Origin of the sequence: Kibdelosporangium persicum (assembly GCF_013280595.1) — a bacterium.
Lineage (GTDB): Bacteria > Actinomycetota > Actinomycetes > Mycobacteriales > Pseudonocardiaceae > Kibdelosporangium > Kibdelosporangium persicum.
The window spans coordinates 200,667-221,920 of the sequence record NZ_JAAATY010000002.1 but is presented as its reverse complement, the minus strand read 5'-3'; the positions used below and the strand labels follow the sequence as shown (position 1 = coordinate 221,920).

18 protein-coding genes and 1 tRNA gene are annotated in these 21,254 nt (G+C 66.9%); 15 read left to right on the top strand and 4 right to left on the bottom strand.

All coding sequences use genetic code 11. From position 1 onward, the window contains the following. Positions 1 to 58 precede the first annotated feature (58 nt). The 8 genes from GC106_RS05600 to GC106_RS05565 all read left to right on the top strand — a co-directional run bounded on the left by GC106_RS05600 (position 59) and on the right by GC106_RS05565 (position 9,572). Entirely contained in the window at positions 59 to 988 is a 930-nt protein-coding gene (locus GC106_RS05600) for an ABC transporter substrate-binding protein (RefSeq protein WP_173125110.1), read from the top strand. A 13-nt stretch (positions 989 to 1,001) separates the two neighbouring features. Continuing rightward, positions 1,002 to 1,916, top strand: a complete 915-nt coding sequence (locus GC106_RS05595) for an amino acid ABC transporter permease (protein WP_246364922.1) — start codon at positions 1,002 to 1,004, stop codon at positions 1,914 to 1,916. 5 nt (positions 1,917 to 1,921) lie between these two features. Further along, positions 1,922 to 2,683 (top strand): amino acid ABC transporter ATP-binding protein, encoded by a 762-nt coding sequence (locus GC106_RS05590; protein WP_173125557.1) that lies wholly within the window; start codon positions 1,922 to 1,924, stop codon positions 2,681 to 2,683. Between the two features lie 63 nt (positions 2,684 to 2,746). Next, positions 2,747 to 4,882: a hypothetical protein gene (locus GC106_RS05585; protein ID WP_312872447.1), complete on the top strand. Its 2,136-nt coding sequence runs from the start codon at positions 2,747 to 2,749 to the stop codon at positions 4,880 to 4,882. A gap of 65 nt (positions 4,883 to 4,947) precedes the next feature. Beyond that, positions 4,948 to 5,331, top strand: a complete 384-nt coding sequence (locus GC106_RS05580; RefSeq protein WP_173125108.1) for an NTP pyrophosphohydrolase — start codon at positions 4,948 to 4,950, stop codon at positions 5,329 to 5,331. A 110-nt stretch (positions 5,332 to 5,441) separates the two neighbouring features. Next, entirely contained in the window at positions 5,442 to 7,271 is a 1,830-nt protein-coding gene (locus GC106_RS05575; RefSeq protein ID WP_312872446.1) for an NHL domain-containing thioredoxin family protein, read from the top strand. Between the two features lie 80 nt (positions 7,272 to 7,351). After that, entirely contained in the window at positions 7,352 to 7,645 is a 294-nt protein-coding gene (locus GC106_RS05570; protein WP_051793916.1) for a GroES family chaperonin, read from the top strand. Positions 7,646 to 7,664: 19 nt separating this feature from the next. Beyond that, complete coding sequence (locus tag GC106_RS05565; RefSeq protein WP_246364920.1) at positions 7,665 to 9,572, top strand: VanW family protein; 1,908 nt, start codon at positions 7,665 to 7,667, stop codon at positions 9,570 to 9,572. A gap of 160 nt (positions 9,573 to 9,732) precedes the next feature. On the opposite strand, the gene GC106_RS05560 is transcribed toward GC106_RS05565, so the two are convergent. Both GC106_RS05560 and GC106_RS05555 read right to left on the bottom strand, forming a co-directional pair. Then, on the bottom strand, positions 9,733 to 11,565 hold the full coding sequence (locus GC106_RS05560; RefSeq protein WP_173125106.1) for an acyl-CoA dehydrogenase: 1,833 nt from the start codon (positions 11,563 to 11,565) through the stop codon (positions 9,733 to 9,735). 161 nt (positions 11,566 to 11,726) lie between these two features. Beyond that, complete coding sequence (locus tag GC106_RS05555; RefSeq protein WP_173125105.1) at positions 11,727 to 12,464, bottom strand: response regulator transcription factor; 738 nt, start codon at positions 12,462 to 12,464, stop codon at positions 11,727 to 11,729. Positions 12,465 to 12,660: 196 nt separating this feature from the next. Between GC106_RS05555 and GC106_RS05550 the strand changes: the two genes are divergently transcribed. From GC106_RS05550 to GC106_RS05525, 6 genes are all read left to right on the top strand, one after another. After that, positions 12,661 to 12,942, top strand: a complete 282-nt coding sequence (locus tag GC106_RS05550; RefSeq protein WP_173125103.1) for a DUF6191 domain-containing protein — start codon at positions 12,661 to 12,663, stop codon at positions 12,940 to 12,942. Between the two features lie 50 nt (positions 12,943 to 12,992). Next, entirely contained in the window at positions 12,993 to 13,862 is an 870-nt protein-coding gene (locus GC106_RS05545) for a TIGR03619 family F420-dependent LLM class oxidoreductase (RefSeq protein ID WP_173125101.1), read from the top strand. Positions 13,863 to 13,872: 10 nt separating this feature from the next. Further along, the gene (locus tag GC106_RS05540) at positions 13,873 to 14,325 is read left to right on the top strand and encodes a nuclear transport factor 2 family protein (RefSeq protein WP_173125099.1); all 453 of its coding nucleotides are present in this window, start codon (positions 13,873 to 13,875) and stop codon (positions 14,323 to 14,325) included. Positions 14,326 to 14,434: 109 nt separating this feature from the next. Further along, a complete protein-coding gene (locus GC106_RS05535) occupies positions 14,435 to 15,940 on the top strand; it encodes a sodium:solute symporter family protein (protein WP_173125097.1) in 1,506 nt (501 codons plus the stop codon). 285 nt (positions 15,941 to 16,225) lie between these two features. After that, positions 16,226 to 17,494 (top strand): MFS transporter, encoded by a 1,269-nt coding sequence (locus GC106_RS05530; RefSeq protein WP_173125090.1) that lies wholly within the window; start codon positions 16,226 to 16,228, stop codon positions 17,492 to 17,494. A 208-nt stretch (positions 17,495 to 17,702) separates the two neighbouring features. Then, on the top strand, positions 17,703 to 19,046 hold the full coding sequence (locus GC106_RS05525; RefSeq protein WP_173125088.1) for a sensor domain-containing diguanylate cyclase: 1,344 nt from the start codon (positions 17,703 to 17,705) through the stop codon (positions 19,044 to 19,046). Positions 19,047 to 19,398: 352 nt separating this feature from the next. Here GC106_RS05525 and dcd read toward each other — a convergent pair whose 3' ends face one another. Further along, positions 19,399 to 19,992 (bottom strand): dCTP deaminase, encoded by a 594-nt coding sequence (dcd, locus tag GC106_RS05520; protein WP_173125086.1) that lies wholly within the window; start codon positions 19,990 to 19,992, stop codon positions 19,399 to 19,401. Positions 19,993 to 20,047: 55 nt separating this feature from the next. Between dcd and GC106_RS05515 the strand changes: the two genes are divergently transcribed. Next, positions 20,048 to 20,118 (top strand) — tRNA-Gly (locus tag GC106_RS05515). A gap of 265 nt (positions 20,119 to 20,383) precedes the next feature. Here GC106_RS05515 and GC106_RS05510 read toward each other — a convergent pair. Continuing rightward, positions 20,384 to 21,241 (bottom strand): helix-turn-helix domain-containing protein, encoded by an 858-nt coding sequence (locus GC106_RS05510; protein WP_173125084.1) that lies wholly within the window; start codon positions 21,239 to 21,241, stop codon positions 20,384 to 20,386. Between the last annotated feature and the right edge of the window lie 13 nt (positions 21,242 to 21,254).

Sequence of the window (21,254 nt, the reverse complement as noted above, 5' to 3'; positions counted from 1 at the left end):
GGAACGAGCGCCCAGTAGTGGCAGTATGCGGGCACTTGACCAAGAGAAGGAGTGACCTGTGGCGCTACGGACCAGGCACAAGTTGCTCGCCCTGCTGCCGACGCTGGCCTTGGCGACACTGAGTGCCGCGTGCGGAACCGTGCAAGACAACCCCAGCGGTGGCGGTGGCGGGGCGCCCGGCAACACCCAGTCGGCGATCCCGACCGTGAGCAAGGACGACGCGCTCGCGGCGATGGTGCCCGCCGACATCAAGTCGGACGGCAAGATCCTCGTCGGCCAGGACCAGAGCTACCCGCCGAACGAGTTCGTGGAGAACGGCCAGGTCACCGGCATGGCCGTGGACCTCGGCAAGGCGGTCGGGCAGAAGCTCGGCACCGAGTTCAGCTTCGAGAACGCCGCGTTCGACGGCCTGATCGCGGGCCTGGCGTCCGGCCGCTACGAGGCCGCGATGTCGTCGTTCACCGTGAACGCGGACCGCATCAAAGAGGTCGACATGGTGACCTACTTCACCGCGGGCACGTCGGGCGCGGTGCTGAAGGGCAACCCGGACAAGCTCACCCTCGACACCCTCTGCGGCAAGAACGTGGCCGTGCAGAAGGGCACCGTCCAGGTCGACGACCTCGAGGCGCGCACCGCCAAGTGCAAGCAGGCGGGCCAGCCGGACATCAACGTCCAGCAGTTCCAGAACCAGACCGACGCCAACCTCGCGCTGACCTCGAAGCGCGTGCAGGCGATGCTGGCCGACTCGCCGGTCGTCGACTACGCGATCAAGCAGACCAACGGCCAGCTCGAGCAGTTCGGGCAGGTCTACGACTCCGCCCCCTACGGCCTCGCGCTGCCGAAGGCCAAGGGTGACTTCGCCAAGGCCGTCCAGGGCGCGATCCAGTCCTTGATCGACGACGGCACGTACAAGAAGATCCTGGAGAAGTGGGGCGTGCAGCAGGGCGCGATCACCAAGTCCGAGGTGAACCCGGCGCCTGCTGGCTGATCTGGAGTCTCTGTTGTCATCGTCAACCGAAGAGCGCCGCCCGGAACCGATCAAAGCGGTTCCGGTGCGGCACTACGGCCGCTGGATCGGGGGCGCGGTCGTCCTCGCGCTGGCCGCGCTCGCGGTCCGCAGCATCATCGTCAACCCGAATTTCCACTGGGAGCTGGTCGGGCCGTACCTGTTCGACACCAGAATCGCCAATGGGCTGGTCACCACCCTGTGGCTGACCGTGGCGTCGATGGCCATCGGCATCGTCGGCGGGGTCATCCTCGCGGTGATGCGGCTGTCACCCAATCCGGTGCTTTCCGGTGCCGCGGGCGTCTACATCTGGCTGTTCCGCGGCACCCCGCTGATCACCCAGCTGATCTTCTGGGCCAACCTGGGCGCGCTGTACCCGAGCTTCGGCCTGGGCATCCCGTTCGGTCCCGAGTTCGTCACCTGGCACACGACCACGACGATCACGGTGCCGGTCGCGGCACTGCTCGGCCTCGGTCTCAACGAGGCCGCGTACATGGCCGAGATCGTCCGGGCGGGCATCTCGTCGGTCGACGAAGGTCAGACCGAGGCCGCAGGCGCGCTGGGCATGACCCGGGGCAAGACCCTGCGCCGGATCGTGCTCCCCCAGGCCATGCGGGTGATCATCCCGCCGACCGGCAACCAGCTGATCTCGATGCTGAAGACCACCTCGCTGGTCGTGGTGATCGGGTACACCGAGCTCACGGTCGTCGTCCAGCAGATCTACGCACAGAACTACCGGGTCATCCCGCTGCTGATCGTCGCGGCCATCTGGTACCTGGTCTGCACGAGCGTGCTGACCGTGTTCCAGTCCTGGATCGAGCGCAAGTTCAGCCCGTCCACGGTCCGGACGACCGGATGGGCCAGCCGGATGTTCGGGTTCCGGTTCGGTCGGCCGAAGGAGCGCCCGTGACCGCGATGGTGAAGGCCGAAGGCGTGTGCAAGCGGTTCGGCAACCTGGAGGTGCTCAAGGGCATCGACCTGGAGGTCCAGCCCGGTGAGGTGACGTGCATCATCGGGCCGTCCGGGTCGGGCAAGTCGACGTTCCTGCGCTGCATCAACCACCTGGAGAAGGTCGACGCGGGCAGGCTGTCGGTGGACGGCGAACTGGTCGGCTACCGGCAGAAGGGCGACAAGCTCTACGAGCTGAAAGAGAACGAGGTAGCGCACAAGCGCCGTGAGATCGGCATGGTGTTCCAGCGCTTCAACCTGTTCCCGCACATGACCGCGCTGGAGAACGTGATCGAGGCGCCGATCCAGGTCAAAGGCGAGAGCAAGGCCGCCGCGCGCGAGCTCGGCACGGCTTTGCTGCACCAGGTGGGTCTCGGCGACAAGGCGAAGAGCTACCCGCGCCAGCTCTCCGGCGGCCAGCAGCAGCGCGTCGCGATCGCCCGGGCACTGGCGATGCGGCCCAAGCTGATGCTGTTCGACGAGCCGACGTCCGCGCTCGACCCCGAACTGGTCGGTGAGGTGCTCGGCGTGATGCGTCAACTGGCCAAGGACGGCATGACCATGGTCGTGGTCACGCACGAGATGGAGTTCGCCCGTGAGGTGGCCGACTCCGTGGTGTTCATGGACGGCGGTGTCGTGGTCGAGGCGGGCAACCCGGAGGACGTGATCCGGTCGCCGAAGCACGAGCGCACCAAGGCGTTCCTGTCCCGGGTGCTGAGGAAGGACTGACGGACCTTGTCGGTCAACCGTGGTGGCTCCTCGTCCGAGGAGCCACCACAGCGACGTCTGGACGTGTCCGACCCACGGCCGGGCAGATGGGCGCACATGGCCGCGGCCGACGTGATCCGCCGGGTCGTCGAACCGGACGGGGCGGGCCTGCGGTTCCGTCGCAGGCCCGCCAGCCCGCCGGTCATCGTGGTCGAGGACCGGTTCCTGACCGGCACGTTGAACCTGCGGGCCCTGGAGTTCCCGTACGTGCTGGAGTTCCTGCGCTGCCGGTTCGAACTCCCGCCCGACCTGCGGCAGGCCAAACTGGCCGGGCTGGAGTTCCGGGACTGCTGGTTGCCCGGCCTGCAGGCCAAGAACATGCGCTGCGACAACGACCTCGTGCTCGTGTCGAGCACAGTGGACGGTGCACCGGTCGACCTGGTCGACACCCACATCGAGGGGTCGCTGAACCTGACCGGCAGCAAGATCGGCAACCACACCGGGCGCGCCCTGCTCGCCGACCGGCTCGTGCTCGCGGGCGCGCTGCTGGCCAACAACGTGGTGGCGCGCGGCGAAATCCGGATGCCGGGGCTGCGCGCGGGCGGCAACGTGAACTTCTCGGGCGCTGTGCTCGACAACGCGGATGGCTACGCGCTCAACGGCTACGGCATGCAGGTCGGTGGAAACCTGTTGTGCGGCATAGACGTCACGACCGGCGCCCGGTTCTCGTCCACCGGCTGGCTGTTCCTGCCCGCGACCCGGGTGGAGAGTGATTTCTCCTTGCGTGGCGCGGAGTTGAACCACGGCGACACGACCGGCGTCGACATCACCGGCGATCCCGGGTTCGACGTGACCGCGACGTTGATCGCCGACCGGCTGAGGGTGGAGGGGAACCTCGAACTGGACCGTGGCCTGCGTTCGAACGGCACGCTGCGGATCGTCAACGGCGTGATCGGCGGCTCGTTGCGACTGTCCAGTGCGGACATAGACGTGTCCGGCGAGCAGGAACCGCCGTGGCCGCACCGGGCGTTGCACCTGGACGGAACGCAGGTCAGCGGCGATTTCGACGCCCGGTCCATGCGGCTGGCCGGGCAGGCCAGGATGGTCGACGTGTCGATCAGCGGCAACCTGATGCTGGACGGCGCGAACCTGCGCAACCCCGAGTCGGACGTGGTCCTCGGCAGGCGGTGCGGCGTCGGCGGCAACCTGGACGGCCGGTTCGTCGAGGCGGCGGGCTGCCTTTCCTTCCAGGGCGCCAAGATCGGCGCGAACATGGACCTGCGTGGCACCCGGCTGGTCGAGCCGGGCAAGAACATGCGGACCGGCGACGTGTCCCCGTCGGTCGACATCCGGGCCGCGACCATCGGCCGTGACCTCATCCTCGCCGCGGGACACCGCCCGTTCGCCGCACACGGCGGAGTGCGGATGCACCGTGCGGAGATCGGCCGGGAGGCCAACTTCGACGGAGCGATCCTCGGCTCCGGCCTCGGCGGGACCGCGTTGAACGCGCACGGCATGGTCGCGTTGGAGCTCGTGCTGACCGTGGGCCAGGCGCCGCGCGGACGCGTGACCCTGCGGCATGCGCGCTGTGCCTCGCTGGCGGACAACGAGAAGTTCTGGGACGGCACCGGCCGGATCGACCTGGAGGACTTCCGGTACGAGGCACTGGCCGTCCCCATCGACCTGAAGGACGACAAGAAGGTCCGCACGCGGCTGCGCTGGCTGCGCAACTCGATGCAGGGGCACTACAGTCCAGGCCCGTACGACCAGCTCGCGGCCGTGTTCCGGGCGACAGGGAACGAGGAACACGCGGCCACAGTGCTGATCGAGAAGCACCGATGGCGTTACGTCGCCCTCGCCGACGGTATGCGCGTGCTGTGGCCGGGCGTGCGGCTATGGAGCTGGCTGCAACGTTCCATGGTCGGTTACGGCTACCGGCCGACTCGTGCCCTGGTGTGGCTGCTGGTGGTCCTGGTGCTGGGCAGTGTCTGGTTCGCGCTCCGCGGTGAACCGAACGAGATCAACTCCGACGACACGCTGATCTGGAATCCGGTGCTGTACACACTGGACCTGATCGTGCCGATCATCGACTTCGGCAACAAGAATCGCTGGCAGGCGCCGGGCGCCTCACAATGGGTGGCGACCGGGCTGATCGCGACCGGGTGGATCCTGGCGACCACCGCGGCGGCGGGCCTGACCCGGATGCTCAGGCGTAACTAGGGGGACACCGTGGAACCCACCGCACATCGCCCGCACCCTGCGGCGCCTGAAGGAGAGGCGGAGGCATGAGCGCGCCGCTGCTGATCATCGACGCCGCCAACGTCGTCGGCTCCGTGCCCGACGGCTGGTGGCGCGACCGGTTCGGCGCGACCGAACGCCTTCGCGACAAACTGGCCTCGCTGCCCGTTTCCGGCGTTCCGGGCGTGGAGCCACCCGTCGACGTCGTGATGGTCGTCGAGGGCAAGGCCCGTGACGTGCCCTCTTCGGACACCATTCGCGTCATCCCCGCCCCGGCCTCCGGTGATGGTGACGACGCGATCGTCGAGCTCGTCCGCACCGAGGGCGCGGACCGGTCCTGTTACGTCGTCACCGCCGACCGTGGCCTGAAGGCCCGCGTCACCGAACTCGGCGCCTCCGTGCTCGGCCCCAGCACAGTCCGCCCCTCGTGAGTGTTTATCAGGGTTAGAACACCGATAAACACTCACGAGGGATTACGCCGTCCTGGTCTCGCTGGGTGGGCATCGGAACGATTGCGACCGCGGCGGTGTTCACTGTAGGTGTGACCTCTTCGATCAAGCGGAAGGCCCGGGTCAGGGCACCGGAGCTCGCCGGCCGCGGCTGGCTGAACACCGGCGGCAAGGACGTCCACCTGAAGGACCTGCGCGGCAAGATCGTGCTGCTGGACTTCTGGACGTTCTGCTGCATCAACTGCCTGCACGTGCTGGACGAACTGCGGCCGCTGGAGGAGGAGTTCGCCGACGTCCTGGTGACGGCCGGGGTGCACTCGCCGAAGTTCGTGCACGAGGCCGACCCGGACGCCCTCGCGGCTGCGGTCGAGCGCTACGAGGTCCATCACCCGGTGCTTGACGACCCTGAGCTGACCACGTGGCAGAACTACGCGGTCAAGGCGTGGCCGACGCTTGTCCTCATCGACCCCGAGGGCTACGTCGTGCACCATGCGGCGGGCGAGGGGCACGCGGAGGCGCTTAGCCGTGTCATCCGTGAGCTGGTCAAAGAGCACGAGGCCAAAGGCACGCTGCATCGGGGTGACGGCCCGTACGAGCCGCCTGAGCGGCAGCGTACCGAGTTGCGGTTCCCGTCGAAGGTTGTCGTTACGCCCCAAGGGACTCTGCTCGTCGCGGACGCCGCCAACCACAGCATCGCCGAGCTCGAGGCGGACGGCGAAACGCTGGTCCGCCGGATCGGGACCGGCCACAGAGGACGGTCTGACGGGGACAGTCCCAGCTTCTCCGAGCCGTCCGGCATCGCTTTGCTGCCAACCGAGATCGCCGAGCGGACCGGTTACCAGGCGGTCGTCGCCGACACGGTCAACCACCTGCTGCGCGGGCTGAACCTGGACACCGGTGTGGTCACCACGATCGCCGGGACTGGTGAACAGTGGCGCGACGGCCCGACTGACGGCCCGGCCACCGAGATCGACCTCTCCAGCCCGTGGGACGTCGCCTGGTGGGACGGCAAGGTCATCATCGCGATGGCGGGCAACCACACCCTCAGCGCGTTCGATCCCATCGCCGGGACCGTTTCCCGTTACGCGGGCACGACGGTCGAAGGACTGCACGACGGTCCTGCGGAACAGGCGTTCTTCGCGCAGACGTCCGGCCTCGCCGCAGCCGGTGACCGGCTGTGGCTGGTCGACTCCGAAACGTCCGCGTTGCGGTGGATCGACACCGAGCACGTCGTGCACACCGCGATCGGCAAGGGCCTGTTCGATTTCGGGCACCGCGACGGCGACGGTGACCAAGCGTTGCTACAGCATCCCCTCGGCGTCACGGTCCTCGGCGACGGCAGTGTCGCGATCGCGGACACCTACAACGGAGCGATCCGGCGGTACGACCCGGAAACCGGACAGGTGTCGACGCTCGCCGACGGCATCAAGGAGCCGTCTGGCGCGGCGATCGTCGACGGCGAACTCGTTGTCGTCGCGTCGGCCGCGCACCGGCTTGAGCGGCCGATCTCGCCGGGCGACAACGAACAGCTCGTCGCGGGCAAGGCGCATCAGGTCAAGCGGCCGCCGACCGTGCTGGCGCCCGGCGAGGTCGAGCTGACCGTCGTCTTCCAGCCGCCGCCGGGGCAGAAACTCGACGAGCGGTACGGCCCGTCGACCCGGTTGGAGATCACGTCGTCACCGCCGGAGTTGCTGGTCGAAGGCGCCGGAACGAGCACGACACTCACTCGGCGGCTTGTGGTGGCCGACGGTGTCGACATGGGTGTGCTGCATGTCGTCGCCCAGGCCGCGAGCTGCGACGACGACCCCGCCATCGAGCACCCCGCATGCCGCCTGACCAGGCAGGACTGGGGGGTTCCGATCCGGATGCAGGACGGCGGTCTCCGGCGTTTGCCGTTGATGTTGGGCGGAATGGACGACTGATAAGGTGCCGTGCGCCGTTCAGGCCCTCGGCACGGACAAGTACGATTCGCGTTGTGTCCGAACTCAAACTCGAGATCCAGATGCTGCACGACCGCGTGCTCGTGCGGATCTCACCCGAGGATGGGGAACGGCGAAGCACAGGCGGCATCGTCATTCCGGCAACCGCGCAGATGGCGCGCAGGCTCGCGTGGGGTGACGTACTGGGGGTAGGCAACAGCGTCCGGCAGGTCAAGGTCGGCGACCGGGTGCTGTTCAACCCCGAGGACCAGCTCGAAGTCGAGGTGCAGGCGCAGACCTACCTGGTCATGCGTGAGCGCGACGTGCACGCCATCGCCAGCGAACGCACCGAACACGGAACCGGGCTGTACTTGTAGTCCCGCGGAGGATTGAGCCTTGCCGGAACAGCACCACTGGCCGGAGTCGCACAGCGAGCAGACCGATGTGCTACCGGCCGTCAATGTTCAGCCGTCCACGCCTGGCGTCGACCACACGGTCGTGCACGGCGTGCCGGCCTTCCAGGCCACGTCCGCGTACGACGAGCCGACGGTGCGGTGGGGCGACCAGCAGCAGCCTGCGGCCGAACAGCCGGCCGACGGCACCGACGGTAACGGCCGTAAGAAGAAGAACCTGCGCAAGACCGCGATGGCGGCCGGCGCTGTGCTCGGTGTGCTCGGCGTCCTCTACCTCGTCGACGTGTTGGTCAGCCAGGGTGACGTGCCGCGCGGCGTCACGGTCGCCGGTGTCGAGGTCGGCGGGATGACCCGGGCGGCGGCGGAGAAAAAGCTGCGTGAGGAGATCGAGCCGCGGCTCAACCAGCCGATCCAGCTGAAGGCGGGCGACTTCACCACCGAGCTGGAGCCGGCCAAGGCCGGGCTGGCGCCGGACTGGGCCAGGACCCTCGACGCCGCGGGTGAGCAGCCGATCAACCCGATCACCCGGCTGACGTCGTTCTTCAGCGACCGAGAGGTCGGCTTCGCGACGCAGACCGACCAGAAGGCGCTCGAGGGCGCCGTCGAGCAGGTCCGCGCCAAGGTCGACCAGGACCCGGTCGAGGGCAGCATCAAGTTCGACGGCGCCACGCCGTCGGTGGTGGAGGCCAAGCAGGGCCGCAAGCTCGACGCCAAGGGCGCGTCGGACCAGATCGTCGCCGAGTGGGTCAACGGGCAGCCGATCGAGCTGCCGGTGGCCACGACGCCGGTGAAGATCGCCCCGGAGGCCGTGCAGGCGGCGTTGGAGAAGGCCAAGGTCGCCACGTCCGGCCCGCTGGTGCTCAAGGGCGAGGGCAAGGACGTCACGCTGACGCCCACGCAGATCGCGACCGCGTTGCGGTTCGAACCGGAGGACAACAACCTCGTCGCCAAGGTGGACAACGCCAAGATCGTCGAGGTGGCCGGTCCGCAGCTGAAGTCCACGGAGAAGGAAGGCAAGGACGCCACGATCGTCTTCGAGGGCGGCCGGCCGGCCGTGCATCCCTCCGAGGACGGCAAGACGGTCAACTGGGACCCGAGCCTGGCCACCTTCGCCGAGGTCGCGCAGAAGCAGGACGGCCGGGAACTGAAGCTGCAGTACACGGTCAAGCCCGCGAAGGTGACCACCGAGCAGGCCAACGCGCTGGGCATCAAGGAGGTCATCGGCGAGTTCACCACCGGTGGCTTCGCTCCCGACTCGGGCGTGAACATCCGCACCGTGGCGCAGAAGGTCCAGGGCGCGATCGTGAAACCCGGCGAAACGTTCAGCCTCAACGGGTTCACCGGTCCTCGCGGCACCGCGCAGGGGTACGTCGAGGCAGGCGTGATCAAGGACGGCGCCCCCGGCCGTGAAGTGGGCGGCGGTATCTCGCAGTTCGCCACGACGCTGTACAACGCGGCGTACTTCGCGGGCATGAAGGACGCCGGTCACAAGGAGCACAGCTACTACATCAGCCGGTACCACAAGGCTCGCGAGGCGACGGTGTTCCAGGACCACGCCGGCCGCAGCGTGATCGACCTGAAGTTCACCAACGACGCGCAGACCGGAATCGCCATCCAGACCGCGTGGAGCCCGGGCTCGATCACGGTGAAGATCTGGGGGACCAAGCGCTACATCGTCGAGTCGGTGACCGGCCCGGAGACCAACCCGACCCCGCCGACCGAGAAGGCCGGCCCGGCGGAGAACTGCAAGCCGAGCAACGGCGCGCCCGGTTTCACGGTGACCGACACCCGGATCATCAAGGACCTCGGCGGCCGGGAGATCCGGCGGGAGAACCGCACGGTCAAGTACAACCCGCAGCCGAAGATCACCTGCCCGCCACCACCAGCGTGATCGCAGCGCGCACGAACAGCCACTCCGGTACTCACCGGGGTGGCTGTTCGGTTTTCCGGGAACGGTAGAAGACCGGGAACGTAAAAGGGCGGCGATCCCCCGCCAGGGATCGCCGCCCTTCTCCTCGCCGCGGGAGCGGGGGCTTACCGGCTCGCCGAGCTCAGAAGGCTGCTTCGGGCAGCTCCATCAGGGAGTTGTCCGCCGCCTCGACGATCTTGCGGCCGGCCGAGAGCTCCGGCAGGACGTTGCGGGCGAAGAACGACGCCACGGCGACCTTGCCCTCGTAGAAGGCCTTGTCACGGGCGGAGACCTCGCCGGACAGCGCCTGCAGCGCCACCTCGGCCTGGCGCAGCAGCAGCCAGCCGATCAGCAGGTCGCCGGTGGACAGCAGCAGCCGGACGGTGTGCTGACCGACCTTGTTGATGTTCTGCGGGTCCTCCTGCGAGGAGGTCAGGAAGCCGATCAGCGCCCCGATCATGCCCTGGACGTCCTCGAGCGCCTGCTTGAGCAGCGCGCGCTCCTCCTTGAGCCTGCCGTTGCCGCCCTCGCCGGACAGGAACTCGGTGATCTGGCCCGCCACGTGCGCCAGCGCCTGGCCCTTGTCGCGGACGATCTTGCGGAAGAAGAAGTCCAGCGACTGGATCGCGGTCGTGCCCTCGTACAGCGAGTCGATCTTCGCGTCCCTGATGTACTGCTCGATCGGGTAGTCCTGCAGGAAGCCGGAGCCGCCGAGGATTTGCAGCGACTGGGTCAGCTGCTCGTACGCCCGCTCCGAGCCGACGCCCTTCACGATCGGCAGCAGCAGGTCGTTGACCCGCTCGTTGAGGTCGGTGTCCTCGCCGAGCGCGATCCGGTCCTGGAAGCAGGCCGTGTAGAGGTAAACCGCGCGCAGGCCCTCGGCGTACGCCTTCTGCAGCATCAGGCTGCGGCGCACCTCGGGGTGGTTGGTGATGGTCACCCGCGGCGCGGCCTTGTTGAGCATGTTCGGCAGGTCCGCGCCCTGGACGCGCTCCTTGGCGTAGTCCAGCGCGTTCAGGTAACCGGTCGACAGGGTCGCGATGGCCTTGGTGCCGACCATCATCCGGGCGTACTCGATCACCTGGAACATCTGCGCGATGCCGTTGTGCACGTCGCCGAGCAGCCAGCCGACCGCCGGGGTGCCGTGCTGGCCGAACGTCAGCTCACAGGTGGCCGACGCGTTCAGGCCCATCTTGTGCTCGACGTTGGTCACGAAGGCGCCGTTGCGCTCGCCCAGTTCGCCCGTCCGCGAGTCGAAGTGGAACTTGGGCACCAGGAACAGGCTCAGGCCCTTGGTGCCCGGCCTGCTCTCGATTCCCGGTCCCTCCGGGCGGGCCAGCACCAGGTGCATGATGTTCTCGGTCATGTCCTGGTCGGCCGAGGTGATGAAGCGCTTCACGCCGTCGAGGTGCCAGCTGCCGTCCTCCTGCAGCACGGCCTTGGTCCGCGCCGCGCCGACGTCGGAGCCCGCGTCCGGCTCGGTCAGCACCATGGTGGCGCCCCAGCCGCGGTCGATCATCAGCTCGGCCCAGTGCTTCTGCTCGTCGTTGCCGTTGCGGTGGATGACGTCGGCGAAGTTCGGGCCGGCCATGTACATGAAGATCGCCGGGTTCGAGCCGAGGATCAGCTCGGCCGCCGCCCAGGTCACCGACGGCGGGATGCCCAGGCCGCCGAGCTCGCCGCTCAGGCCCAGCCGGTACCACTCGCCGTCCCACAGCGTCTGGTAGGACTTCTTGAAGCTCTCGGGGAGCGTGACCGAGAAGGTCTTGGGGTCGTAGGTGGTGCCTTCGCGGTCACCTTCGACGAACGACTCGGCCAGCGGGCCGGTCGCCACCTTGTTCAGCTCCGACAGCACGCCACGCGCCGTCTCCTCGTCCGCCTCGGCGAACGGGCCGGTGCCGAGCCGCTCCTGGACTTTGAACACCTCGAAGAGGTTGAACTCCAGGTCGCGAACGTTGCTCTTGTAGTGGGCCATTGGGTCGCTCCCCTGTGTGTCTGCGTTTCCGGGGCAGGCTTGCGCTACTCGCCGGTAACAACAGGATATTACTTGTCAGTAACCTGGGCAAGCGGATCCGGCTGATGTGGCAAAGCAGACGTGACTACGTCAGGACGCGGACGTCCAGGACGGCTCGGCCGTCAATACGGATGATCTTCCTGGTTCACCGTCAGCACCCCTGACCGGAACGCGACCGCCACGGCGTGCGTGCGGTCCCGTGCCGACAGCTTGCGCAGGATGCTCTTCACATGAGTGCGGACGGTCTCCACAGATACGTACAGCACCTTGGCGATCGCCTGGTTCTCCAGACCGTCGGCGATCAGTTGCAGCACCTGGTACTCGCGCCGGGACAGCGGCTGCTGGCCCTGGTTGACCACGGTCGGCCCGCCCTTGCCCTTCGGCGAGCCGAGTGCGGGCGCGAGCGTCGGGTCGATGTACCGCCGCTCGGCGTGGACCCGCTGGATCGCCTGGATGAGCTGCGGGGGTTCGCTGCGGCGGGAGATCACGCCGTGCACGCCCGCGGCGATCGCGCCCGCGATGTACTGCGTGTTGCGCTGCGACTCGCGGATCATCAGCAGCACGCCGAGCTCCGGGTCGTTGCCGATCAGCATCTTGGACAGGTGCCAGCGCGGGTCCAGCCCGGAGTCGATGATCACCGCGTGCGGCCGGAACCGCTCACACAGTTGCAGCGCGGCGTGCGGGCTGCCCGCGGCGCCCACCCAGCGCAGTCCCCGGGTTCGCATCACCAACGCGGACAGGCCTTCGCGGACGAGCGGAACCGAGTCGACCAAGGCGATCCCCAGCCCGCCTTCTGTCGACCGCCCGGTGACGACCGCCCCTGTGGGTCGCACCTGGCGGTGGTCGGTGTTGTTCGCCATCCACGCCTCCACGCCGGGTCACTCGTCCGATAGTGCGACGTCAGGACACCCGACACGTGACGTTCTCCGGCGCTGTGACCGCCGGTAACACAAAAACTCACCCCCGCGGGTGATAACCGACGCCTGTTTTGAGACGGCGAGGCCGGAACGGGGCCGTCCGCCCGGCCGTTGGCCAGGGGTGGAGATGATGTGGGGGGTGTCACTGCCGGCGCTCGCCCTGGTGCTCGTCGGGCTGGCGATCATGGAACTGGTCTGGCGCCGGATCCGGCGCACACGCGAGTCCGGCGCGCCCTTCTCCGGTGTCGCCTTCGACGAGTTCACGGCGTTCCTCCACGGCAGCAAGCGGGTCGAGCTCGATCAGCGCGTGACGCAGTCGCTGATGCGTGAAGAGGAACAGGACGGTGCTCCGCCACACCTAATAGATCTCGACCGCGGCGTGGTGTTCCTCAATCGCCCAGACGGTGACAGCAAGAACTAGAACACGTTACAGTTGTCCTTCCTGGCAGCACGCGGAAGGACGGCATGTCGATGAAGTTCACGGTCGCCATCGCGTTGAGCCCGCTCGATCAGCTGACCGAGCTGGCGCGCACCGCACAGGAGTGCGGATACTCGGCGATTGCGTTGCCGGACTCGATTTTCTACTCCGAGAAGGTGTCAGAGGACTATCCGTACACACCGGACGGTGCACGCTTCTGGAACGAGGAGACACCGTGGGTCGACCCACTGGTCGCGGCCGCCGCGATGGGCGCGGTCACTGATGAGATCAGGTTCTACACGCAGGTACTGAAGCTCGGTCCGCGCAATCCGCTGCTGCTCGCCCGGCAGGTGCAGTCGGTCGCCTGTCTGACCGGCAACCGGTTCGGGCTCGGCGTCGGCATCGGCTGGACGCCCGAGGAGTTCGAGTGGTGCGGCGCGCCCTTCGCCGACCGCGGCGCGCGGGTGGACGAGTCGATCGAGGTGCTCAAGCTCGTGCTGGGCGGCGGCATGGTCGAGTACCACGGCCGCTTCTTCGACTTCGACCGGTTGCGGATGAGCCCCGCGCCGAGCGAGCCCGTGCCGATCTACGTCGGCGGGCACACCGAGCGCGGCCTGCGCCGGGCCGCGCGGGTCGGTGACGGCTGGACCTCGGCGATGATCAAGTTCGACGACCTCAAGGCCGTGATCGAGCGGCTCGGCCGGTTGCGGGCCGAGTACGGCCGGGCCGACGTGCCCTTCGAGATCCAGGCCGTCTGCATCGACCGCTTCGGTCTCGACGGTTACCGCCAGCAGGCCGACATCGGCGTCACCGACGTGCTGGTCGCGCCCTGGATGTTCTACGGCGTGGGCATGGACGGCGACCTGGCCGCCAAGAAGGACGGCATGAAGCGCTTCGCCGACGAGATCCTGCACAAGTTCTAGAAGGAGAGACATGACCGCCGTGACCTGGCAGGCGACCGAGACCGAGCACCCGGCCCGTACCGCATCGCGTCGTTCGATGAGCGCGGTCAGCCGCGGCGCGAAGGAGGAGTGGGTGGCGCTGTTCGCGCCGGACGCCGTCATCGAGGACCCGGTCGGGGTCTCGCCGATCGACCCGACCGGCCTCGGGCACCACGGCCACGAGGGAATCCGGGCGTTCTGGGACAAAACGGTCGCCACGGTCGACCGGTTCGAGTTCGACATCGTGGACTCGTTCGCGGCGGGCGACGAGGTCGCCAACGTCGGCGTCATCCATGCGTTTCTGCCCGGTGACATGCGGTTGGACACCGAAGGTGTGTTCGTCTACCGGGTCGGGCCGGACGGCCTGATCAAGTCCTTGCGGGCGTTCTGGGAGATGGACCGGGCGGTAGCGACGCTACGCAAGGCTAACGGTTCATCTACATGAAATCGAGTCACGAATGTGACTCAGTTGTGGCCCAGACCTTCCGCTGTGCTGTCACGCGTCCGTAAGACGTACGTCACAAGCCGGGCGCTTGGTCGACGTTGGAGGTGCGATGGGCACACTGGACTGGGCAGTCGTTGTCGGATACTTCTTCGTGATGGTGGCTATCGGCGTCTGGTCGAAGAGCCGCATCAACAACACGAGTGACTTCTTCACCGCCGGCGGCAGGATGCCGTGGTGGCTCTCCGGGATCTCCCACCACATGTCCGGCTACAGCGCCGTCATGTTCGTGGCGTTCGCGGGTGAGGCGTACCGGTATGGCCTGACGGTGTACGTCTGGTGGGCGTTGACCATCGGTGTCGGCGTCGGGATCGGCGCGTGGCTGTTCGCGCCGCGCTGGAACAGGCTGCGCTCCAAGTACAACGTGGCGTCGCCACTGGAGTACCTGGCCAGGCGCTACAACGTGCCCACCCAACAGGTGCTCGCCTGGTCGGGTTCGCTGCTCAAGGTCGTGGACATCGCGGCCAAGTGGGCGGCCGTCGCCGTTCTGCTGCGTGGCTTCGCCGGCGTGCCGATCACCTGGGGAATCATCCTGATCGGTGCCGTCACCATGATCTACTCGGTGATCGGCGGCCTGTGGGCGGACGCGCTGACCGACTTCGGCCAGTTCATCATCCAGGCCGTCGCCGGGTTCGCGATGCTCGGCGCGGTCATCGCCCACTTCGGCGGCGTCTCCTGGATGTGGGAGATGTGGGGCCAACTGCCTCCGTCGCACAGCGAGCCGCTCGCCGGTCCGTACACGATCACGTTCTTCCTGGCACTCTTCCTGATCAAGACGCTGGAGTACAACGGCGGCATGTGGAACCTGGCGCAGCGCTACATGGCCGCGCCGGACGGGTCCGCCGCACGCCGCTCGGCCGCGCTGTCCAGCGTGCTGTGGCTGGTCTGGCCACTGGTGCTGTTCCTGCCGATGTGGGCGGCACCCCTGATCGTGCCCGGCCTCGGCAACGCCGACGACGCGTACGTCGCGATGGGCATCCAGATGCTGCCCGCCGGCCTGGTCGGCCTGGTCCTCGCCGGGTTCTTCTCGCACACGATGGCGATGGTGTCCTCGGACGCCAACGTGATCTCCGCGGTGATCACCCGCGACATGCTGCCGAGGATCTGGAAGGGCGCGTCCCGGATGGCTGAGGCGGCCAAGCTGCAACTGGCCCGGATCACCACCTTCCTGTTCATCGCGGCCAGCATGCTGATCGCGATCAGCACCAGCGGCACCGGCGTGGTCATCAAGATCGTGGTGGACGTGGTCGCGGCGACCGTCGGCGTCATCGGCATCCCGCTGATGCTCGGCCTGCTGCCGTGGTTCCGCCGCTCCGGCCCCCGCGCCGCGCTGTCGGCGGTGCTGCTCGGCCTCGGTGTCTGGGCGACGCTGTTCATCTCGCAGAAGACCGGCGTCACGGTGTCCAAAGAGGCCTTGGTCGCCTATCCGATCCTGACGTCCACTGTGGTCTACGTCCTGCTTGGCATCTTCATGCCCGAGCGCACGACGCAGCGCGACGAACTGATCGACACGCTGGAATCGGACGAGGCGACCCCGGAGGTCGCCGCGGCCAAGTGACCTGACCGGCAAGCACACGGTGGGCGGGAACGGCGTCGTTCCCGCCCACAGTCCTGTTCGCCTACGCTTCGCTGAGGTGAGAAAGCTCCGAACGGCCCTGGTGGTTGGGCCGGACGGCGTGGAACGGTTTGCCAGTTTCCGCGTCAGACCAGGCAACAGTTGCCTGGAGCACACGCGGCTGGGAGACACTGCACTGAGCGGTTGACGCTTTGTGATTGACTCGTGACGGCAAGCACCTAAGGTTCCGTGAGCGACGGCCGGGTTGGGTACATAAGGGGTCGGTGAGTGACGAGAGCACCGCAACGTGTCACGTTCCGCGACGTTTTCGCGATCGCGGAATTCCGGGCACTGTGGTTCGCCGAGCTGTTGTCGATCTTTGGCGACCAACTGGCGAGAGTGGCGCTTTCCGTCCTCGTCTTCCAGGAGACCGAGTCGGCGGCACTGACCGGGCTCACCTACGCGTTGACCTACGCGCCGTCCGTGCTCGGCGGCATTTTCCTGTCCGGCCTGGCCGACCGGTGGCCGCGACGCGAGGTCATGGTCGGTGTCGACCTGATCCGCGCGGTGCTGATCCTGCTGGTGGCGATCCCCGGCATGTCCTTCGCCGTGCTCGCCGTCCTGGTGGCGGGGGTGTCGCTGCTCAACCCGCCGTTCAAGGCCGCCCAGCTGGCCCTGATGCCCGACGTGCTGACCGGCGACCGTTATGTCGTCGGCCTGGCGCTGCGCAGCATGACCAACCAGACCGCCCAGCTGCTGGGGTTCGCCGGCGGCGGCCTGCTGATCGCGGCGATCGACCCGCACCTGGCGCTGGCGTTCGACGGGCTGACGTTCATCGCTTCGGCGCTGTTCGTCCGGTTCGGCGTCCGCGGCAGACCGGCCGCGCGGGCGGCCGGGAAGACGGCCAGAAGGGCAGACTTCTTCCGTTCGATCGGGCAGGGCAGCCGCCTGGTGTTCGCCGACTCCGGCCTGCGCACGCTGCTGCTCATCACCTGGGTGTCCGGGATATTGCCCGTCTACGAAGGACTGGCCGCACCTTATGCGCACGCCTTCGGAGGCGGATCGGTCGAAGTAGGTCTGCTGCTCGCCAGCGATCCGCTGGGTAGTGTTATCGGTGCGTTCGTGTTCACGCGCTGGGTTCAGCCCGCTACGCGACCGAAGCTGATCGGCCCGCTGGCCGTGCTGGCGGCAGTGCCGATGCTGGTGGCGTTCCTGAGACCGGGGCTGATCCCGTCGATGGTGGTGTTCCTGGTGTGCGGTGCACTGGGGACCGCGGCACTGATGCAGGCGACTGCGTCGTTGTCGTTGGCCGTGCCGGACTCGAGCAGAGCGCAGACGATGGGACTGTCGAACACCGGCCTGACGACGGCCATGGGCCTCAGTCCGGCGATTGGAGGTGTTGCCGCGGACACGGTGGGAGCGCAGGCGGCCGTAGGGATATTCGGAGTTGTGGGGATTCTGCTCACAGCTGTGCTGGCATGGGCATGGTTCAGAGCCATCGGCTCAGACCCGGAGCGGTGGACACCAGACGACACCACACCTACAACCCCAGCATGACTACGACCGCTATCGACTCCAGAGATCTGGGGTCAGCGGGTTTCACTCACTGGTCACGACCGCGCATGCTGCTCACCTTCCTTATGACGCGGAAATAAAAATACACACCTCTGGCTCTGGTCAAAAGAAGCGTTGGGGTGGAAACTGTGTGTAGATGGGTTGGTCGCCCAGCGCGAGCAAGAGGGGCTGACGAGGGGAATGGGGGCCCATGAATAGGCAAGCAGAGGACCCACCGAGGCGACGATGGGTCGCGATCCGTGACTGGGCGTTGTGGAAGCGGCCCCGGCACTGGGTGTATTTCACGCTGAGTACGGAAGCCGTTACGCTCGGATTGACCATCGCGGCTTTCCTCGTCTTTCCGATCACCACGCGCGACATGGGGGTGTTCGCGCTTCTCGCGGTGCTCGGGCTGGTTCACACCGAAGCGACACGCAAGATCGAGCGTATGCGGCGAACGTTGAACGTGACGCCGCACATCAACATGACCTCGGTCTGGATGCTGCCCGCGGCGCTGTTGCTGCCGCCGCCGCTGGTCGCCGTGCTCGCTGCCGTCTTCTACGCGCACCTGGGGGTGCGTAGCTGGGGCAACCTGAAGCACGTCGCAGCGCACAAGACAGTGACCAACGCCACGACGATGATCCTGTCCTGCTACGCCGCCCTGTTCGCCGCCAGCTTCTTCCTGTCCGGGCCGATCGACACGACGGTGGACATCGAGGCCGTCGCCATCGCCGTCATCGTCGGCGTGGTCGTCCACTTCGCGGCCGCCCTCGCGGTCACCGTGGTCGCCCTCTACCTGGCCGAACCGGACAAGGCGACGCCCGAGCGGCTGCTCGGTAGCTACGACGACAACGCCCTCGAGCTGACCACCCTGTGCCTGGGTGGGCTGATGGTGCTGGTGTTGCTGCACCAGCCGATGCTGTCCGTGCTGATGTTCTTCCCGATGTTCGTGCTGCAGCGCTCCATGCTGGCCAAGCAGCTCGAGGAGATGGCGTCGAAGGACTTGAAGACGGGCCTGCTCAACGCCGTCACCTGGCACAACCGCGGTGAGCGCGAGGTCTCCAGGGCCGCGCGGACCTCGACCGAGTTCAGCGTGCTGATGATCGACCTGGACTACTTCAAGAAGATCAACGACTCGTACGGCCACCTGGCCGGCGACGACATGCTGATCGCCCTCGCCGACCTGCTGAAACGTGAGACGAGGTCACACGACCTGGTCGGCCGGTTCGGCGGTGAGGAGTTCGTGGTGCTGCTGGCGGGCGCGTCCGAGCTGGAAGCGCTGGCCGCGGCCGAGCGGATCCGTGGCCTGATCACGGAGCTGGTCGTGTCCACGCAGACCAACGACGGGTCGCCCGTGACGATCACCGAACGGACCGCGTCCATCGGCGTGGCCGCGTATCCGAACGCCGGCCTGACGCTCGACGAGGTTCTCGCCGCGGCGGACGCGGCCGTGTACGTGGCCAAAGAAGGCGGTCGAAACCGGGTTGTCGGCACGGCTAACCGAGAGGCCCTGGCGCCACGCCTGGTTAGCGTCACCGCTCTGATGATGAGCTGAAGGTAACCGCCGTCGCATTCCGTGCGACGGCGGTTACTTTTTGTCTGCCGCTTTACCGGGTGATTCACACACGAATAATCGCTTCGGTTACCCGAGCGACATTGTTTCAAAACCGGCGGCTCCAAAGAATTCACTTGAGCAACCTGTCGAACGAAATGCCACGCCGTACTCGATCAGTTCCTCGATCCGGTGTCGCTCAACAAGATCGTGATCGCCTTGCCGGAATCGGGTCCCGTGGCTTCCCGTATGGTCGCCGTGGCCCTGGAGCGGGTTCTACGGCCGTCAGGAAGCCCGGAGCAATCCCTTTCCCGGGCGCGTGACGTCAGCGTCCACCGGGGCAAGGAGCGCTGCTTCACCCGCTTGTGTCGCGCCTGGTGTCCACCCGGTGGAAATTCAGGTACGCCTTGGATGGCGTCGGCCCACGTTGGCCTTGGTAGCGCGATCCGGCCTTCTGCGAGCCGTACGGGTGCTCGGCCGAGCTGGACAGCCGGAACAGGCAGAGCTGCCCGATTTTCATGCCCGGCCACAACGTGATCGGCAGGTTCGCCACGTTCGACAGTTCGAGGGTGATGTGCCCGGAGAACCCGGGGTCGATGAAGCCCGCCGTCGAGTGCGTGAGCAACCCGAGGCGGCCGAGCGAGGACTTACCCTCCAGGCGGCCCGCCAGGTCGTCGGGCAGGGTGACGTACTCGTAGGTCGACCCGAGCACGAACTCGCCGGGGTGCAGGACAAACGGGTCCTCGCCCTCCTGCTCGACCAGCGAGGTCAGCTCATCCTGCTGCTGCGCCGGATCGATGTGCGTGTACCTGGTGTTGTCGAACACCCGGAAGAACCGGTCCAGTCGCACATCGATACTCGAGGGCTGCAACATCGCCGGGTCGTAGGGCTCCACGCCCAGCCGTCCCGACTCCAGCTCCTTGGTCAGGTCACGATCACTCAGCAGCACGCCCACACCCTAGCTGCGCCCCGCAGCTGATGTTGTGTATGCTCGGTCAGGCGTTGCGGATGTAGTTCAATGGTAGAACATCAGCTTCCCAAGCTGAATACGCGGGTTCGATTCCCGTCATCCGCTCTCTTGCAGTTTCAGCAGTTCAGAAGGGGTGCTTCCCGATCACGGGAGGCACCCCTTCCGGCTGTAGACCATCTCGCCGTGCTGTCCGCACAGTCGCCCTCGCCACAGTGCCGGTCGATCAACGCCGACAGGTAGAGCAGTGCGATCCGCATGTCGTCAGCCCCATCCGAGCCATCCGGTCATTGCCGCACGACTCGCCGTGACTGTCTCTTGTGGACCGGGATGGCCGCTGCCGTGCTCGTTCGCGATCTGTTTGGGCGATGTGTCATCGGATGCCGGTCCCCGCTAGGTGTCGCTGGTTGAGCAGCTTGTCGAGGTAGGCACGGGACTCTTCGGGAGACTTCGAGCGGCGTGCGAGGGCCTTGAATATCCGCCCTAGCTCCGTGGTCATCTCAGGGTCATCGGACATCTTCAAGCCGAGGGGTTCTGAGGTGTAGCCGAGGTCTGGTTCGTCCCTGTCCGGAAAGGACAGCAAGGTGAACGAGCCGGCGAGAGCGCCGTGTGGTTCATCCATGCGCGGCAGGATTTGCAGCGTCACGTTCGCCTGGTCGGCCCGGTCCGCGAGCAGTCGAAGTTGCGCCTTGTCGACCCTGGCGTGGATGACTGGCTGGTAGATCAGCGCATGCAGCTTGACTGGACTCTCCGCGTCGAGCCGCTGCTGACGCACTGGACGGCTGGCCAGTTCGACGGACAGGCGGTTGTTGCTCATCGGAGGTACGCAGGTGTCCAGCACTCGACGGGCGTACTCCTCTGTTTGCAGCAGTTCGGGTACGTAGGTCAGTTGTACGTCCCGGATGTGGCTGGCTTCCTGTTCGTTGGCGACGAAGTCGATGTTCCGCAGAGGCTGACCGTGCCACCAGCCCTTCTGCCTGGCCGCATTCCACATGTCGTGGTAGGGCTCCCACTCGAAGCTCGGAACGCCGTACAGGTCGAGCAGGGCGTTCAGCTCCACAAAGCGCGGGATCTGCTCACCGTTCTCGAACCGCCAGATCCGCCGGAAGTCGATCTTCGTTGTCTCGTAGGGGTCCTTCTGGGTCAGACCAGCTTTGGTCCGTAGTTCGGCGAGTTTGCGGCTCAGTCGCCGCACGTGGAAGTTCGGGATCTTGCTTGGTCTCGCGGTCATAGGTCTTGTCCCT

What these genes read in the sequence shown, in the direction of transcription:
- GC106_RS05590 (WP_173125557.1), top strand. Translation starts at nt 1,922, where the DNA reads ATGGTGAAGGCCGAAGGCGTGTGCAAGCGGTTCGGCAACCTGGAGGTG.
- GC106_RS05580 (WP_173125108.1), top strand. Translation starts at nt 4,948, where the DNA reads ATGAGCGCGCCGCTGCTGATCATCGACGCCGCCAACGTCGTCGGCTCC.
- GC106_RS05570 (WP_051793916.1), top strand. Translation starts at nt 7,352, where the DNA reads ATGCTGCACGACCGCGTGCTCGTGCGGATCTCACCCGAGGATGGGGAA.
- GC106_RS05560 (WP_173125106.1), bottom strand. Translation starts at nt 11,565, where the DNA reads ATGGCCCACTACAAGAGCAACGTTCGCGACCTGGAGTTCAACCTCTTC.
- GC106_RS05555 (WP_173125105.1), bottom strand. Translation starts at nt 12,464, where the DNA reads ATGGCGAACAACACCGACCACCGCCAGGTGCGACCCACAGGGGCGGTC.
- GC106_RS05545 (WP_173125101.1), top strand. Translation starts at nt 12,993, where the DNA reads ATGAAGTTCACGGTCGCCATCGCGTTGAGCCCGCTCGATCAGCTGACC.
- GC106_RS05540 (WP_173125099.1), top strand. Translation starts at nt 13,873, where the DNA reads ATGACCGCCGTGACCTGGCAGGCGACCGAGACCGAGCACCCGGCCCGT.
- GC106_RS05535 (WP_173125097.1), top strand. Translation starts at nt 14,435, where the DNA reads ATGGGCACACTGGACTGGGCAGTCGTTGTCGGATACTTCTTCGTGATG.
- GC106_RS05525 (WP_173125088.1), top strand. Translation starts at nt 17,703, where the DNA reads ATGAATAGGCAAGCAGAGGACCCACCGAGGCGACGATGGGTCGCGATC.
- GC106_RS05510 (WP_173125084.1), bottom strand. Translation starts at nt 21,241, where the DNA reads ATGACCGCGAGACCAAGCAAGATCCCGAACTTCCACGTGCGGCGACTG.